Source organism: Pseudomonas paraeruginosa PA7 (genome assembly GCF_000017205.1).
GTDB classification, from domain to species: domain Bacteria; phylum Pseudomonadota; class Gammaproteobacteria; order Pseudomonadales; family Pseudomonadaceae; genus Pseudomonas; species Pseudomonas paraeruginosa.
The window spans coordinates 1,296,699-1,312,240 of sequence record NC_009656.1 but is presented as its reverse complement, the minus strand read 5'-3'; the positions used below and the strand labels follow the sequence as shown (position 1 = coordinate 1,312,240).

At 65.9% G+C, this 15,542-nt stretch carries 15 protein-coding genes and 1 tRNA gene; 6 read left to right on the top strand and 10 right to left on the bottom strand.

Features of this window, described 5'->3' with window-relative positions; translation table 11 throughout:
* The first annotated feature begins 19 nt into the window (after positions 1–19).
* Positions 20–835 (top strand): type III secretion system regulator SuhB, encoded by an 816-nt coding sequence (gene suhB / locus PSPA7_RS06185; RefSeq protein WP_003150721.1) that lies wholly within the window; start codon positions 20–22, stop codon positions 833–835.
* 102 nt (positions 836–937) lie between these two features.
* On the opposite strand, the gene PSPA7_RS06180 is transcribed toward suhB, so the two are convergent.
* From PSPA7_RS06180 to queA, 6 genes are all read right to left on the bottom strand, one after another.
* A complete protein-coding gene (locus PSPA7_RS06180; protein ID WP_012074552.1) occupies positions 938–1,486 on the bottom strand; it encodes a glycine zipper 2TM domain-containing protein in 549 nt (182 codons plus the stop codon).
* 183 nt (positions 1,487–1,669) lie between these two features.
* Positions 1,670–2,590: a protein translocase subunit SecF gene (secF, locus tag PSPA7_RS06175; protein ID WP_003150723.1), complete on the bottom strand. Its 921-nt coding sequence runs from the start codon at positions 2,588–2,590 to the stop codon at positions 1,670–1,672.
* Between the two features lie 10 nt (positions 2,591–2,600).
* Positions 2,601–4,463, bottom strand: coding sequence for a protein translocase subunit SecD (secD, locus tag PSPA7_RS06170; protein ID WP_003150724.1), 1,863 nt, complete (start codon positions 4,461–4,463; stop codon positions 2,601–2,603).
* A gap of 59 nt (positions 4,464–4,522) precedes the next feature.
* Positions 4,523–4,861, bottom strand: coding sequence for a preprotein translocase subunit YajC (gene yajC / locus PSPA7_RS06165; RefSeq protein ID WP_003092856.1), 339 nt, complete (start codon positions 4,859–4,861; stop codon positions 4,523–4,525).
* 43 nt (positions 4,862–4,904) lie between these two features.
* Entirely contained in the window at positions 4,905–6,023 is a 1,119-nt protein-coding gene (gene tgt / locus PSPA7_RS06160; protein ID WP_003150725.1) for a tRNA guanosine(34) transglycosylase Tgt, read from the bottom strand.
* Between the two features lie 12 nt (positions 6,024–6,035).
* Positions 6,036–7,079 carry a tRNA preQ1(34) S-adenosylmethionine ribosyltransferase-isomerase QueA gene (gene queA, locus PSPA7_RS06155; protein ID WP_012074550.1) on the bottom strand — a complete coding sequence of 348 codons (1,044 nt, stop codon included), beginning with the start codon at positions 7,077–7,079 and terminating at the stop codon, positions 6,036–6,038.
* A gap of 102 nt (positions 7,080–7,181) precedes the next feature.
* Here queA and PSPA7_RS06150 point away from each other — a divergent pair.
* Positions 7,182–7,268 (top strand) — tRNA-Leu (locus tag PSPA7_RS06150).
* Between the two features lie 303 nt (positions 7,269–7,571).
* Here PSPA7_RS06150 and yegR read toward each other — a convergent pair.
* Positions 7,572–7,895 (bottom strand): lipoprotein YegR, encoded by a 324-nt coding sequence (yegR, locus tag PSPA7_RS06145; RefSeq protein WP_003149864.1) that lies wholly within the window; start codon positions 7,893–7,895, stop codon positions 7,572–7,574.
* Positions 7,896–8,096: 201 nt separating this feature from the next.
* On the bottom strand, positions 8,097–9,662 hold the full coding sequence (locus tag PSPA7_RS06140; protein WP_012074549.1) for an EAL domain-containing protein: 1,566 nt from the start codon (positions 9,660–9,662) through the stop codon (positions 8,097–8,099).
* Between the two features lie 131 nt (positions 9,663–9,793).
* Here PSPA7_RS06140 and PSPA7_RS06135 point away from each other — a divergent pair, with 131 nt between their 5' ends.
* Positions 9,794–10,291, top strand: coding sequence for an RDD family protein (locus PSPA7_RS06135; protein WP_012074548.1), 498 nt, complete (start codon positions 9,794–9,796; stop codon positions 10,289–10,291).
* A gap of 175 nt (positions 10,292–10,466) precedes the next feature.
* Here the strand turns inward: PSPA7_RS06135 and lptG are convergent, their stop codons facing one another.
* Complete coding sequence (gene lptG / locus PSPA7_RS06130; RefSeq protein WP_012074547.1) at positions 10,467–11,534, bottom strand: LPS export ABC transporter permease LptG; 1,068 nt, start codon at positions 11,532–11,534, stop codon at positions 10,467–10,469.
* Entirely contained in the window at positions 11,527–12,645 is a 1,119-nt protein-coding gene (gene lptF, locus PSPA7_RS06125) for an LPS export ABC transporter permease LptF (RefSeq protein ID WP_003149870.1), read from the bottom strand. Before lptF ends, lptG begins: the two co-directional genes overlap by 8 nt.
* A 512-nt stretch (positions 12,646–13,157) precedes the next feature.
* Between lptF and PSPA7_RS06115 the strand changes: the two genes are divergently transcribed.
* From PSPA7_RS06115 to PSPA7_RS06105, 3 genes are read left to right on the top strand one after another with little or no spacing between them, the layout of a single operon-like run.
* Entirely contained in the window at positions 13,158–14,645 is a 1,488-nt protein-coding gene (locus PSPA7_RS06115) for a leucyl aminopeptidase (protein ID WP_012074546.1), read from the top strand.
* Positions 14,642–15,070 (top strand): DNA polymerase III subunit chi, encoded by a 429-nt coding sequence (gene holC / locus PSPA7_RS06110; RefSeq protein ID WP_003149876.1) that lies wholly within the window; start codon positions 14,642–14,644, stop codon positions 15,068–15,070. The genes PSPA7_RS06115 and holC overlap by 4 nt, the downstream gene beginning before the upstream one ends.
* Before the next feature lie 11 nt (positions 15,071–15,081).
* Complete coding sequence (locus PSPA7_RS06105; protein WP_041025295.1) at positions 15,082–15,450, top strand: hypothetical protein; 369 nt, start codon at positions 15,082–15,084, stop codon at positions 15,448–15,450.
* Positions 15,451–15,542 lie beyond the last annotated feature (92 nt).

Here is a 15,542-nt window from a genome sequence, read left to right as displayed (position 1 = left end):
CGACCCAGGTGACCTCTCCATGCAGCCTATGCTGAATATCGCCCTGCGCGCCGCTCGCAGCGCCGGTGAACTGATTTTCCGCTCCATCGAACGCCTGGATGTCATCTCGGTCAACGAGAAGGATGCCAAGGACTACGTGACCGAGGTCGACCGCGCCGCCGAGCAGACCATCGTCGCCGCCCTGCGCAAGGCCTATCCGACCCACTCCATCATGGGCGAGGAAGGCGGTTTCATCGAAGGCAGCGGCGAAGGCGCCGACTACCTCTGGGTGATCGACCCGCTGGATGGCACCACCAACTTCATCCATGGCGTGCCGCACTTCGCCGTGAGCATCGCCTGCAAGTACAAGGGCCGCCTGGAGCACGCCGTGGTCCTCGACCCGGTCCGCCAGGAAGAATTCACCGCCAGCCGTGGCCGCGGCGCCGCCCTCAACGGTCGTCGCCTGCGCGTCAGCGGGCGCAAGAGCCTGGAGGGCGCCCTGCTCGGCACCGGCTTCCCGTTCCGCGACAGTCAGATCGACCACCTCGACAACTACCTGAACATGTTCCGCAGCCTGGTCGGCCAGACCGCCGGCATCCGTCGCGCCGGCGCCGCCAGCCTGGACCTGGCCTATGTCGCCGCCGGCCGCTTCGATGCCTTCTGGGAGTTCGGCCTGTCCGAGTGGGACATGGCTGCCGGCGCACTGCTGGTACAGGAAGCCGGCGGCCTGGTGAGCGATTTCACCGGCAGCCACGAGTTCCTCGAGAAGGGCCACATCGTCGCCGGCAACACCAAGTGCTTCAAGGCACTGCTGACCACCATCCAGCCGCACCTGCCGCCAGCGCTGAAGCGCTGACCAGGCGCCATGAAGAACCCGGCCAGGCGCCGGGTTTTTTATCGCCTGGAAAATGCGAAAGGGCGTCTTCCGACGCCCTTTCGCATTACCGGGAACCTCTGCTCAGCGCAGCACTTCGCCCTGGCTGAGGACCAGTCGGCCGTTCTTGTCGACCGGAATCTGGCTGCCCGGGTCGCGATCCATGCGGATCTGCCCGGCCTTGCCGTCGAGCATGTACTTCACGTCGTAGCCGACGACCTTCTCGCTGCGGTCATGCACGGTGCTGCAGCGCGTCTCGGTGGTGGTGTAGGTATCACGCTCCTGCATGCCTTCCTGCACCTTGTTGCCGGCGTAGCCGCCACCGACGGCGCCGGCCACGGTGGCAATCTTCTTGCCGGTGCCGCCGCCGATCTGGTTGCCCAGCAGGCCGCCGACCACCGCGCCGATGGCGGTACCGGCGATCTGGTGCTGGTCCTTGACCGGGCGCTGGCGGGTCACGGCCACGTCCTTGCAGACCTGGCGCGGCGTCTTGATGGTTTCCTTGACCGGCTGGACAGCGACGACCTCGGCGTAGTCGGGACCGCGATCCACCAGGCTATAGGTGGCCACTGCGCCACCCGCGGTCACGCCTACGGCACCCAGAACGGCCCCGACGAGCATCGACTTGTTCACATGTACCTCCTGGCTTTCATCCAATGCGGGCTATCTTCGCCCTTTGCCTTGCCTAGGACTGGCCAAAAGCGAGCAAGTTCCTGGTTTCCGACAAACGCTTCAGTGGCACAGCTACGAAAACTCCCGCAAAAAGCGGGAGTCCTCGAGTGACCGGCAGGCGCCGGAGCACCGAACCAGAGCGCCTCAGGGGCGATCGTCGACGGTGTCCTTGGCCTGCGGCGGGATCAGGTCCTCGCTGGTCAGGTTCAGCCAGATCAGCACCACGTTGGCGATGTAGATCGACGAGTAGGTTCCCGCCAGAACCCCGACGAACAGGGCGATGGAGAAACCGAACAGGTTGTCGCCGCCGAAGAACAGCAGCGCGGCGATCGCCAGCAGCGTGGACACCGAGGTGGCGATGGTGCGCAACAGGGTCTGGCTGGTGGAGATGTTCAGGTTCTCGATCAGGCTGGCCTTGCGCAGCACGCGGAAGTTTTCCCGCACCCGGTCGAAGATCACGATGGTGTCGTTCAGCGAATAGCCGACCACCGCCAGCACCGCGGCGAGCACGGTCAGGTCGAAGGTCACCTGGAAGAACGACAGCACGCCCATCACGATGATGGCGTCATGCACCAGCGAGAGGATCGCGCCGAGGGCGAACTTCCACTGGAAGCGGAAGCCGACGTACAGCAGGATCCCGCCCAGCGCCAGGAGCATGCCGAGGCCGCCCTGGTCGCGCAGTTCCTCACCCACCTGCGGGCCGACGTACTCGACCCGCTTCAGGCTCGCCGGGTTGCCGGTATCGGCCTGTTGCAGCGCAGCGGCGACCTTCTTGCCCAGCTCGGGATCCTCGCTGGGCATGCGCACCAGCACGTCGCGGGCATCGCCGAAGCTCTGCACCACGGCGTCCTCGTAGCCGGCGCCGACCAGTTGCCCACGCACCTTGCCGAGATCGGCCGGTTGCTCGTAGGTCAGCTCGATCAGCGTACCGCCGGTGAAGTCGAGGCCGAAGTTGATGCCCTTGGTGAACCAGCTGCCCAGGGCGATGACGGTGAGGATCAGGGTGACGGCAAACGCAACGTTGCGAATGCCCATGAAGTTGATGGTACCGATCTTGATATTCATCTCAGCCCCCTTAGATCCACAGCTTCTTGAAGTCACGCCCGCCGAAGATCAGGTTGACCATTGCGCGGGTGACCAGGATGGCCGTGAACATCGAGGTGATGATGCCGAGCGACATGGTCACGGCGAAACCTTTCACCGGGCCGGTGCCCATGGCGTAGAGGATGCCGCCGACCAGCAGCGAGGTCAGGTTGGCGTCGAGGATCGCGGTGAAGGCGCGGTTGAAGCCTTCGTGGATCGCCCGCTGGACCGACATGCCATTGGCCAGCTCCTCGCGTATCCGCGAGAAGATCAGCACGTTGGCGTCCACCGCCATGCCCATGGTCAGCACGATACCGGCGATGCCAGGCAGGGTCAGGGTCGCGCCGAGGATCGACATGAGCGCCACCAGCATGACCATGTTGAAAGCCAGCGCAACGGTGGCGATCACGCCGAAGAAGCGGTAGATGACGATGATGAACAGCGACACGAAGACCATGCCCCACAGCGACGCGTCGATACCCTTGGCGATGTTGTCCGCGCCCAGGCTCGGGCCGATGGTACGCTCCTCGGCGAAGTACATCGGCGCGGCAAGGCCGCCGGCGCGCAGCAGCAGGGCCAGTTCGGAGGACTCGCCCGGACCGTCGAGGCCGGTGATGCGGAACTGGTTGCCCAGCGGCGACTGGATGGTCGCCAGGCTGATGATCTGCTTCTCTTCCTTGAACGCCGGGACCGCCACTTCCTTCTCGACGCCATCGACCATCTGCTTGGTATAGCGGGTCACCGGCTTCTGCTCGATGAATACCACCGCCATGCTGCGGCCGACGTTGTTGCGGGTCGCCCGGTTCATCAGCTCGCCGCCATGGCCATCCAGACGGATGTTCACCTGCGGACGGCCGTTCTCGTCGAAGCTGGCGCTGGCGTCGGTGACCTGGTCACCGGTGATGATCACCCCGCGCTCCAGCGGCACCGGCGGACGGCGCGGCTCGCGGAACTCGAAGGTCTCGGTGGCGGACTTCAGCGCATCCGGCTCGGCGGCCAGGCGGAATTCGAGGTTGGCGGTCTTGCCGAGGATCCGCTTGGCTTCGGCGGTGTCCTGCACGCCCGGCAGCTCGACCACGATGCGGTTGGCGCCCTGGCGCTGCACCAGCGGCTCGGACACGCCCAGCTCGTTGACCCGGTTGCGGACGGTGGTGAGGTTCTGCTTGATGGAGTATTCACGGATTTCCGCCAGCTTGGCCTGGGTCAGGGCGACACGCAGGACCTGCAGGCCGTTGCGCTCTTCGGGCACGACCTCGAAATCGCGGAAGTCCTTGGCGATCAGGCTGCGCGCCTTGTCCAGGGACTCGCTGTCGGTGAAGCCGAGCTGGATCGCGCGATCCTGGATCGGCAGGCTGCGGTAGCGCACGCGCTCCTTGCGCAGCAGGCTCTTCACTTCGCTCTCGTAGACCTTCAGGCGCGCATCGACCGCCTTGTCCATGTCCACTTCCAACAGGAAGTGCACGCCGCCGGACAGGTCCAGGCCGAGCTTCATCGGGCTGCCGCCCAGCTTGCGCAGCCACTCGGGAGTGGTCTGGGCCAGGTTCAGCGCGACCACGTAGTCGTCGCCCAGGGTCCGGCGCACCACTTCCTTGGCGGGGAGCTGGTCGTCCTGCTTGACCAGGCGGATCAGGCCGCCCTTCTTCGACAGGCTGTCGGCCTTCACCGCGATACCGGCGTCGCTCAGCGCCTTGGCGGCGCGGTCGACATCGGCCTGGGTGACCTGCAGCGCCGTGCTGGCACCGCTGATCTGCACCGCCGGGTCGTCCGGGTAGAGGTTGGGTGCGGAATAGATGAACCCGACGGCGAGGACCGCCAGGATCAGCAGATATTTCCACAGAGGATACTTGTTGAGCATGACACCGCCCGTTATGACGCGGGGCGCCTTGCGCGCCCCGTCATGTGTTTAGGTGAAAATCAGATCGCTTTCAGGGTGCCTTTCGGCAGGGTGGCGGCAATCGCGGCCTTCTGGAACTTCAGCTCGACGTTGTCGGAAACCTCGACCACGACGAAATCGTCGGCGACCTTGGTCACCTTGCCGGCGATCCCGCCGGAAGTGACGACTTCATCACCTTTCTGCAGGTTGCCCAGCAGGTTCTTGTGTTCCTTCGCGCGCTTGGCCTGGGGGCGCCAGATCATCAGGTAGAAGATGACCAGGAAACCGACCAGGAAGACCCACTCGAAACCGGTGCCGGCCGGGCCAGCGGCTGCCGGAGCGGCTGCGTCGGCGTAGGCAGCGGGAATTAGAAAGCTCATGTAGCACTCCTGTCACAAAGCAATAGAGTTGGATAAAGGAAAGTCAGGCATCCAGCGGCGGCGTGGGAAGGCCGCGCTTGGCATAGAAGGCATCGACAAAGGCGGCCAATGTACCCTGTTGGATTGCCTCGCGCAAACCAGCCATAACCCGCTGATAATGCCGCAAGTTGTGGATGGTATTGAGCATGCTACCGAGCATTTCCCCGCACTTGTCCAGGTGGTGCAGATAGGCGCGGGAAAAATGTTTGCAGGTGTAACAGTCGCAGGTCGGGTCGAGCGCGGAGTCGTCGTGCTTGTGCACCGAGTTGCGGATCTTGATCACCCCGGTATCGACGAACAGGTGGCCGTTGCGCGCATTGCGGGTCGGCATCACGCAGTCGAACATGTCCACGCCGCGGCGCACGCCTTCCACCAGGTCTTCCGGCTTGCCCACGCCCATCAGGTAGCGCGGCTTGTCGGCCGGCATCTGCGGCGGCAGGAAATCGAGCACGCGGATCATCTCTTCCTTCGGCTCGCCCACCGACAGGCCGCCGATGGCCAGGCCGTCGAAGCCGATCTCCTGCAGGCCATCCAGCGAGCGCAGGCGCAGGTCCTCGTGCATGCCGCCCTGGACGATGCCGAACAGCGCCGACGGGCTATCGCCATGGGCGATCTTCGAGCGCCTGGCCCAGCGCAGCGACAGCTCCATGGAGCGCTTGGCGACGTCATGGTCGGCCGGGTACGGCGTGCACTCGTCGAAGATCATCACGATGTCCGAGCCCAGGGCGCGCTGCACCGCCATGGATTCCTCCGGCCCCATGAAGACCTTGGCGCCGTCCACCGGCGAAGCGAAGGTCACACCCTCCTCCTTGATCTTGCGCATGGCGCCCAGGCTGAACACCTGGAAACCACCGGAGTCGGTAAGTATCGGTCCCTTCCATTGCATGAAGTCGTGCAGGTCGCCGTGGCGCTGGATGACCTCGGTGCCCGGGCGCAACCAGAGATGGAAGGTGTTGCCGAGGATGATCTGCGCGCCGATGTCCTCGATATCGCGCGGGAGCATGCCCTTCACCGTGCCGTAGGTCCCCACCGGCATGAAGGCCGGGGTCTCGACCACGCCGCGGGGAAAGGTCAGGCGGCCGCGACGGGCCTTGCCGTCGGTCGCCAGCAGCTCGAAGTTCATGAAGCTCATGGATCAGTCCTCGGGTCCGCGGGGCGCGGGATTGCGGGTGATGAACATGGCATCACCGTAACTGAAGAAGCGATAGCCCTGCTCCACCGCCGCGGCATAGGCGGCCATGGTCTCCGGATAGCCGGCGAAGGCCGAGACCAGCATCAGCAGGGTCGATTCGGGCAGGTGGAAGTTGGTCACCAGGGCATCGACCACGTGGAACGGCCGGCCCGGATAGATGAAGATGTCGGTGTCGCCGCTGAACGGCTTCAGCTCACCGTCGCGCGCCGCGCTTTCCAGCGAGCGCACGCTGGTGGTGCCCACCGCGACCACCCGGCCACCGCGCGCCCGGCAGGCGGCGACGGCGTCCACCACGTCCTGGCCGACCTCCAGCCATTCGCGGTGCATCACATGGTCCTCGATACGCTCGACACGCACCGGCTGGAAGGTACCGGCGCCGACGTGCAAGGTGACGAACGCGGTATCCACGCCCTTGGCGCGGATCGCCTCGAGCAGCGCCTCGTCGAAGTGCAGGCCGGCGGTCGGCGCCGCCACCGCCCCGGCGCGCTGGGCGTAGACGGTCTGGTAGCGCTCGCGGTCGGCCGCGTCGTCGGGGCGGTCGATATAGGGCGGTAACGGCATGTGCCCGACCCGCTCCAGCAGCGGCAGCACGGGCTCGGCGAAAGCGAGTTCGAACAGGGCGTCGTGGCGTTGCAGCATCTCCGCGCTGCCACCGCCCTCGACGAGGATCCGCGTACCGGGCTTGGGCGCCTTGCTGGCGCGCACGTGGGCGAGCACCCGGTGCTGGTCGAGGACCCGCTCGACGAGGACCTCCAGCTTGCCACCGGACTCCTTCTGGCCGAACAGGCGCGCCGGGATCACCCGGGTATTGTTGAACACCATCAGGTCGCCCGGACGCAGGTAGTCCAGGAGATCGGCGAACTGTTTATGGGCAAGGCTTCCCGTCGGGCCATCCAGCGCCAGCAGGCGGCTTGCGCGGCGTTCAGGCAGGGGATGGCGAGCGATCAGGGCCTCGGGCAAGTCGAAATGGAAATCGGCGACACGCATGGGGAGACTCTCGAAAGGCCGCGTAGCTTACCGGAAATGTGTTTCCCCCGCCATGAACCCGATTGACCAACGGTAGGCGCCTCCCTATACTGCGCCGCCATTGCCTCGGTGGCGGAATCGGTAGACGCGGCGGATTCAAAATCCGTTTCTGGCGACAGAGTGAGAGTTCGAGTCTCTCCCGAGGCACCATCCTGGATTCCCATGCCTTCCCGAGGGAACCCAGGACAGCAGAGAAACCGGCCTTAGCGCCGGTTTTTTGTTGCCTGCATTTCCTTCATCCAATCCAGGCAAACTCATAACTGCGCGGCAGCCTGAACGCCATCACGAGCTTGCGCAGTGGTCCGGCTGGAACACCGGCCGAGCCACCACCTCCCGGAAACGTGCAGCGCCGCAGCTCCGCAAGCCCGGCAGGAGCGGCCTCGGCGGAGCATACGGGGAGAAGGCATATGCCGTCGTAGCGCAGCGGATATTGCAAGCGCTTTCGAAGTCATCTCACGCGCAGGAAAAGTCCAACCGCGCAACGCCATTGATCAACACATGCGATTCCGTCCGCTCCTTGACCACCCGCGCGGCCTTGCTCTGCGCTTCGCAGTACTTCACCGCATCCTCGTAGGCAGCAGCTTTGGCACCCCGTATACGTCCACGCCCGGGAGAGGCTTCGACCTCGGCCCGATAGAGACCGTCCGCGACTTCCTTTATGTCCGCGTGGTAGCTCAGTCCGATGAAGCCCAGTTCGGTCCTGTCGTTCTTTACCGCGCACCCCTGAAGGACGATGGTGAACACGGCGCCAGCAATGATGCTCTTCTTCGATTTCATCGAATGTCTCTCTCTTGGGTTCTATGGCGCTCATGGTTCTAAGGCACCGCCGCTTAAATTCTTCTTAAGGGAGAGTTTCACCACCGCCAACCGAGCCGAACGACTTTCGATATTCACTCACATCGCCCCCTGCCAGCCGGGAATCCCGCATCGCTGCTGCTCCCCCGCTCCGCCGTGCGCGCTCCAGCGCCGCAGGAACAGTTAGTGTCCGGCCACGAACGCTGGCTGGTCAGCTTGTGCACTCAGGCTGGCAAGAAAACTCTCCAGCGGCATCGGCCGGCCGATCAGGTAGCCTTGCAGGTAATCCACCCCGCGGGCGGCCAGGTAGTCACGCTGCTCGGGAGTCTCCACGCCTTCGGCGACGATATCCAGGTCGAGCTTGGCGGAGAGTTCGACGATGCTGTCGAGGATGTGTCCGGAGAGGGTATCGATGCCGATGCGGGCGACGAAGCTCTGGTCGATCTTCAGGCAGTCCACCTGGAACTTGCGCAGGTAGGCCAGGCTGGAATGGCCGGTGCCGAAGTCGTCGATGGCGATCTTCACCCCCAGTTCGTGCAGTTCGGCGAACAGCCGATCGGTAACCGCGCTCGACTCGATCAGCTCGCGCTCGGTCAGCTCCAGGACCAGGGTGATGTGTCCGGGCGGAAACGCCGCCAACAATTCGCGACAGTCGTCCACCAACGCCAGTTCGTGGCAATGGGTGGCGCTGATGTTGAAACCGATGTGGAAGCCCGGCTCCAGCTTCCCGGCATGCCCGCCCAGGTCTTCCGCGACCTGGCGCATCAGCGCGCGCGTCATCGGTACGATCAGCCCCGAACGCTCGGCGAAGGGGATGAACAGGTCCGGCCGGATCAGGCCCTCGCGCGGATGGCGCCAGCGCATCAGGACCTCGACACCGATCCAGGCGCCGCCCTGGCCGGGACTCAACGGCTGGTAGTAGGGAATGAACTCGTTGGCGTCGAGAGCCCGGCGCAACTCGCCGCTGGGCGAGGCGACGCGCCGCGACAGCCAGTAGCAGAGGGTACCGGCCAGGGCGCCGAAGAACAGCAGCAGGCCGAACATCGCCGGGTTCTGCGAGCGGATCGAGCGCCACTGCTCGCCCTCCGGGAAGCCCGACAGGACCCGGAACGGGTAGCGCTGCGAGGCGAGATCCTGGGCGGCCACCGCATAGAGCGGCGGCGCATCGCGGTGCGTGCGGCCCTCGGCGTCCAGCCAGTGGGGCCCGACCACCAGGACCTGGCGACTGCGCCGATCGACCAGGTCAAGCACGTAGCTCAGATAGCGCCCGTCGATCGCCGACAGCACGCCGCGACGGCCGTCCGAATCGCGCAGCACCAGCAGCGCCGAGTCCGGCGTCACCTGGTTGCCGGGCATCAGCCGAAGGCGTCCGTCGACGTAGCTGTCGATCCGTACCGGCTCGTCGAAGCCACCGAACAGCGAGGTGCAATAGATGGTGCGGTCGCGCGTCAGGTTTACCGAGCGAACGAACGGCATGGTCGCCACCTGCTCGCGCAACGCCAGCTCGGCCTCGGGGCACGGGCGCCCCGCCACCGGCATGACGTTGCGCGCGGCCAGCGCGGCGTTGTCGAGCATCCGCTCGAATTGCCGCACCGCGTTCCCGGCAGCCTGCTCGGAGGTCAGCTGGAGGCTGCGCCCGGCCTGCCAATAGAGGATCAGCAGGCCGAGAAGGATCGGCAGCATCCCGACCAGGACGGACAACAACAGCCGCAGCGCCTTGCGCCGGGCTCGCCTCACCGGAATCGGCATGGAAAAGACTCGAAATGATTGGGAACTGCCAGAAGCCTAGAACAACCGGGAAAAAGCGTGCCCCGGGTGGACGGCGCCGGCGACGGATGCACGTATAATCGCCGCTTTTGCCGATGCCGCGGAACACGCCGATGCCGAAACACATGCTCTCCCCCAAGGGCGACTATGCCCCCGCAGGACTGGTCCGCCGCCTGGCGGCGATGTTCTACGACTTCCTGCTCTGCGTGGCGCTGATGATGGTGGTCACGCTGGCCTACCAGCAGGGTATCCTGCGCCTGGTCTACGGCAGCGACCACCTGCGCGAGCTGGCCGACCGCGGCGCGCTGATCGGCGACCCACTGCTCTCGACCCTGCTGGTGTTCGCGTTGTTCGGCTTCTTCGCCAAGTTCTGGACCCATAGCGGCCAGACCCTGGGCATGCAGGTCTGGGGTCTGCGCGTGCAGAACCGCGACGGCAGCGCCATCAGCCTGCTGCAGGCGTTGCTGCGCTTCATGATCGCCATCGCCTCCTGGCTGTGCCTCGGCCTCGGCTTCCTGTGGATGCTCTGGGACAGCGACAAACGCACCTGGCACGACCGTTATTCGGAGAGCCAGGTAGTCAGATTGCCGAAGAACATCCACAAGAAGTGAGCGGAAACCACGGTCCGGCCGGCACCCCCTGCCGGCAATCCACGGACTGCTAGCCCCCCGGCGCCGTGCGCCGATAATCCGGAACAGCGACGGTTATCCGTCTGCTGCACGCACGGCACGGAAACGGAAAGGCCACCCGAAGGTGGCCTTTTTGCGTTCTCGCAGACCGAGCCCGTCAGCCCGCCCGGCGTAGCAGCCAGAGGCCCGCCAGGGCGCAGGCCGAGGCAGGGATCACCACCGCCAGCAGCGGCGGGAAATCGAACACCAGGCTCGACGGCCCAAGCAGATCCTGGGCGATGCGGAAGACGAAGCCCACCAGCACGCCGGTGAAGATCCGCTGGCCCAGGGTCACCGAACGCAGCGGGCCGAAGATGAACGAAATCGCCATCAGCACCAGGGCGGCGGTCACCAGCGGCTGCAGCACCTTGGTCCAGAACGCCAGCCAGTAGCGGTTGTTGTTCAGGCCCTGGTCGGCCAGGTAGTGGATGTACTGCCAGAGGCCGCTGATCGACAGCGCCTCGGGCTCCATAACCACGGTATTCAACAGTTGCGGACTGAGCTGGGCATCCCAGCGTTCGGTCGGCAGCTTGACCACCTCGGAGCGTTTCTCCTGTGGGTGCAGCAGTGTGGTGGTGACGTCTTCCAGTTGCCAATGGTCGGTCTCGAAACGCGCGCGCTTGGCGAAGCTGGCCGATTGCAACCCGCGCTGCTCGTCGAAGCGGTAGCGGGTAACGCCATACAGCACGCCATTGGGCTGCACCGCGTTGATGTGGATGTATTCGCGTCCCTGGCGATGCCACAGGCCGCGCTTGGAACTTTGCGAGTCGCCACCGCCCTGGGCCAGGGCGCGGCCGCTCTGGGCGATATTCTCGGTCCAGGGCGCGACGTACTCGCCGACCAGGATGCCAGCCAGCATCAGTACCAGCATCGGCTTCATCACCGCCCAGACGATCCGCGACAGCGACACCCCGGCGGCGCGCATGATGGTCAGTTCGCTGTTGCTGGCCAGGGTGCCGAGGCCAACCAGGCAGCCGATCAGCGCCGCCATCGGCAGCATGTCGTAGGCGCGGCGCGGCGCGGTCAGTGCGATGAAGCGCAGGGCCTCGCCGATGCCGTAGCTGGCGCTGATATCGTTCAGTTCGTCGATGAAGGCGAACAGCAACGCCAGGCCGAGAATCACGCCGAGCACCGCGAGGATCGCGACGAAGACGGTGACACCGATGTAACGATCGAGCTTAACCATGCGCCACCTCGCGACCGGCACGGGAGGACGCCAGCTTCAGGCGCAAGGGTTCCCAGTAGAACAGGATGAGGCCGATCGCCAGGAACAGCCCGTGTACCCACCACAGGCCCACGGCCATGGGGATCTTGCCTTTGTCCAGCTGGCCGCGCACGGCGATCAGCAGGGCCAGGTAGGCCATGTAGAGGAGGATCGCCGGCAGCAGCTTGAGGAAGCGCCCCTGGCGCGGGTTGACCCGCGACAGCGGCACCGCCAGCAGGGTCACCACGAACACCAGCAGCGGGGTCGACAGGCGCCATTGCAATTCCGCCTGGTAGCGCGGGTTGTCGCTGCCGAAGAGGTCGACGGTGGGCACCGCGTCGCGCTCGCTGACCTCGCTGCTGGCTTCCGGCTTGGGCAGCATCACGCCATAGGTGTCGTACTTGATGGCACGGTAGTTGGCCTGCCCGGGGTTGCCATCGTAGCGGTAGCCGTTGTGCAGGATCAGATAGCGGCTGCCGTCCGCCTGGATGTTCTGGGTGCCCTTCTCCGCCACCAGGATCGAGATGCCGCGTTCCTGGTTGCTGCTGTTGAGGTCTTTCTGCGAGATGAAGATGCCGGCCAGCTCGCCGCGGTCCTTCGACAGTTCCTCGGTGTAGGTCACCCGGGTGCCGTCGCGCATCGCCTGGAAGCGACCTGGGACCAGGGTGTCGAACTCGGTCAGGGTATCCTGCTTGTTCAGCAGCAGGGCGAACTGGTTGATGCCCTGGGGCGCCAGGAACAGGCTCAGCCAGGCTACCAGGATCGCCACCAGCAGCGCCGGCGCCATGGTGTAGCCGAGCAGGCGCTTCTGGCTCATGCCGGTCGCCGAGAGCACCGTCATCTCGCTTTCCAGGTAGAGCCGGCCATAGGCCAGCAGGATGCCGAGGAACAGGCCCAGCGGCAGGATCAACTGCAAGAAACCGGGAATCCGGAACGCCATGATCAGGAACAGCGAGCCGGGGTCGAGCAGCCCCTGGGCCGCCTGCGCCAGGTACTTGATGAAACGGCCACTCATGATGATCACCAGCAGCACGGCGCTGACGGCGCTCATGGTGACCAGCACTTCACGGGACAAATAGCGGAAAACGATCAATCCGGACACTCCTGGGTTGCCAGGCTCTGACAGGACCTCGCGGCCCCGTCATCACGCGTTTCCGGCCATGGCGACATGGCGCGGAGAAAATAGCCGGCATTATCCTGCGATTCGGCGAGCCTGTCACTGCGCAGGCCGAACCAAGAGCCCGATAGACCGTCGCGGGGAACGCTCGTTCAGCGCGTTCCAATTTATTTGCCGTCGCCGCCGACCGGCTCGCCGCCCGCCCCGGACGCCGGACGAAAAGGTGGTGGATAGCTAGCGTCGGCCGGACGCACACGGTCGTGCCAGAGACGCCGGACTTGTGCGACCATGTGCGGCAACGGCCGGAGGGCGGTTGCCGCAGGCGTCGCTCGAGCGGTTCCGGCGCCGTGAATACCGGCACTCGACCGGCCCCCGCGTCGCTCCGGCGATGACGCGAGCCACGCAACGGAGCCTGCCGGAACGATCGCTCATCGGTAATGGATGCCGCCCTTGCGCCATCCCGACTGTCTGTATTGGGGACCTCTTCCATGGAATTCCTTGTTAAAAGCGTACGCCCGGAAACCCTGAAAACCGCCACCCTGGTGCTCGCCGTGGGCGAAGGCCGCAAGCTCGGCGCCAGCGCCAAGGCGGTCGACGACGCCACCGGCGGCGCGATCGGCGCCGTGCTCAAGCGCGGCGACCTGGCCGGCAAGGTCGGCCAGACCCTGCTCCTGCAGAACCTGCCCAATCTCAAGGCCGAGCGCGTGCTGCTGGTCGGCGCCGGCAAGGAGCGCGAACTGGGCGACCGCCAGTACCGCAAGCTGGCCTCCGCCGTGCTGTCGACCCTCAAGGGCCTGGCCGGCGCCGATGCCGTGCTGGCCCTCGGCGATCTCGCGGTGAAAGGTCGCGACGCCCACGCCAAGGCGCGCCTGCTGGTGGAAACCCTGGCCGATGGCCTGTACGTGTTCGATCGCTACAAGAGCCAGAAAGCTGAGCCGCTGAAACTGAAGAAGCTGACCCTGCTCGCCGACAAGGCCGACAGCGCCGCCGTCGAGCAAGGCAGCAAGGAAGCCCAGGCCATCGCCAACGGCATGGCCCTGACCCGCGACCTCGGCAACCTGCCGCCGAACGTCTGCCACCCGACCTTCCTCGGCGAGCAGGCCAAGGCCCTGGCCAAGGAATTCAAGGGCCTGAAGGTCGAAGTCCACGACGAGCAGAAGCTGCGCGAACTGGGCATGGGCTCGTTCCTCGCCGTCGCCCAGGGCAGCGAACAGCCGCCGCGGCTGATCGTCCTGCAATACAACGGCGCGAAGAAGGACCAGGCGCCGCACGTGCTGGTCGGCAAGGGCATCACCTTCGACACCGGCGGCATCAGCCTCAAGCCGGGTCTGGGCATGGACGAGATGAAGTTCGACATGTGCGGCGCCGCCAGCGTCTTCGGCACCTTCCGCGCGGTGCTCGAGCTGCAGCTGCCGATCAACCTGGTCGGCCTGCTCGCCTGCGCCGAGAACATGCCCAGCGGCGGAGCCACCCGTCCGGGCGACATCGTCACCACCATGAGCGGGCAGACCGTCGAGATCCTCAACACCGACGCCGAAGGGCGCCTGGTGCTGTGCGACGCACTGACCTATGCCGAGCGCTTCAAGCCGCAGTCGGTGGTCGACATCGCCACCCTCACCGGCGCCTGCATCGTCGCCCTGGGCAGCAACACCTCGGGCCTGATGGGCAACAACGAGGCGCTGGTCAGGCAACTGCTCAAGGCCGGCGAGTTCGCCGACGACCGCGCCTGGCAATTGCCGCTGTTCGACGAATACCAGGAACAGCTGGACAGCCCGTTCGCCGACATCGCCAACATCGGCGGGCCGAAGGCCGGCACCATCACCGCCGGCTGCTTCCTCTCGCGCTTCGCCAAGAAATACCACTGGGCGCACCTGGACATCGCCGGCACCGCCTGGATCAGCGGCGGCAAGGACAAAGGCGCCACCGGCCGCCCGGTACCGCTGCTGACCCAGTACCTGCTGGAACGGGCCAAGTGACCCGGGTCGACTTCTACGTGATCCCCAGCGCCGATCCGTCGGCGCGCCTGCAGGTCGCCTGCCGCCTGGCCGAGAAGGCCTGGCGGCAAGGCATGCGGGTCTACCTGCATTGCGCCGACGAGGCGCAGCGCAGCGAGTTGGACGGCCGCCTGTGGAGCTTCCGCGGCGAGGCCTTCATTCCTCACAGCCTGGCCGAGGAAGACGCCGAGGCGCCCGTCGCCCTGGGCCTGGGCGAGCCCCCGGGGAACCATCGCGACCTGCTGATCAACCTGACCCTCGAGGCCCCCGGCTTCGTCCCGAACTTTTCGCGGGTGGCCGAACTGGTGGTCGAGGAGCCGGCGATCCGCCAGGCGGCACGGGATAAATTCCGCTTCTACCGGGAGCAGGGCTATCCTCTACAGGACCATCGCCTGCCGCGTATCTGAAGTGCACGACCATGGACAGCCACAAACCGACACAACCCCCGGAGCGCTTGCTCGATGACCTGGAGTCGATCCACGACCTGCTCTACGAAAGCAACGAGCCGCCCTTGCTGACCGAATCCTTCGAGCCGGACAACATTCCCCTGCTCTCCGACGTCGTCTCCCCCGGCACCGCCCCGCGCGCCTCCGAGCCGGTGGCCAAAGCGCCCGCGCCGACGGGCCTGGCGCCCGCCGAGCAGGAGCGCCTGGACGACGAGCTGCGCGCCTCCGCCGAGCTGATCCTGCAAGAGGTCATCGACGACTTCGCCCCGCAGATCGAAGCCGAGCTGCGCCGCCGCCTGCAGGCCCGCCTCGGGCGCCTGCTCGGCCAGCGCAACGACTGAGCCGGGCGCCGCGCGCGCCCGGCGCGGCCCGCGGCCTTACCCCCGGGCCGCCATCCCCGCTATACTCCCGGACTTTCTTCGCATTTTCCCCA

Coding starts and splice junctions, on each gene's coding strand:
- suhB (WP_003150721.1), top strand. CDS start 20: ATGCAGCCTATGCTGAATATCGCCCTGCGCGCCGCTCGCAGCGCCGGT.
- secF (WP_003150723.1), bottom strand. CDS start 2,590: ATGAATATCAAGATCGGTACCATCAACTTCATGGGCATTCGCAACGTT.
- secD (WP_003150724.1), bottom strand. CDS start 4,463: ATGCTCAACAAGTATCCTCTGTGGAAATATCTGCTGATCCTGGCGGTC.
- yajC (WP_003092856.1), bottom strand. CDS start 4,861: ATGAGCTTTCTAATTCCCGCTGCCTACGCCGACGCAGCCGCTCCGGCA.
- tgt (WP_003150725.1), bottom strand. CDS start 6,023: ATGAACTTCGAGCTGCTGGCGACCGACGGCAAGGCCCGTCGCGGCCGC.
- queA (WP_012074550.1), bottom strand. CDS start 7,079: ATGCGTGTCGCCGATTTCCATTTCGACTTGCCCGAGGCCCTGATCGCT.
- yegR (WP_003149864.1), bottom strand. CDS start 7,895: ATGAAATCGAAGAAGAGCATCATTGCTGGCGCCGTGTTCACCATCGTC.
- PSPA7_RS06140 (WP_012074549.1), bottom strand. CDS start 9,662: ATGCCGATTCCGGTGAGGCGAGCCCGGCGCAAGGCGCTGCGGCTGTTG.
- PSPA7_RS06135 (WP_012074548.1), top strand. CDS start 9,794: ATGCCGAAACACATGCTCTCCCCCAAGGGCGACTATGCCCCCGCAGGA.
- lptG (WP_012074547.1), bottom strand. CDS start 11,534: ATGGTTAAGCTCGATCGTTACATCGGTGTCACCGTCTTCGTCGCGATC.
- PSPA7_RS06115 (WP_012074546.1), top strand. CDS start 13,158: ATGGAATTCCTTGTTAAAAGCGTACGCCCGGAAACCCTGAAAACCGCC.
- PSPA7_RS06105 (WP_041025295.1), top strand. CDS start 15,082: ATGGACAGCCACAAACCGACACAACCCCCGGAGCGCTTGCTCGATGAC.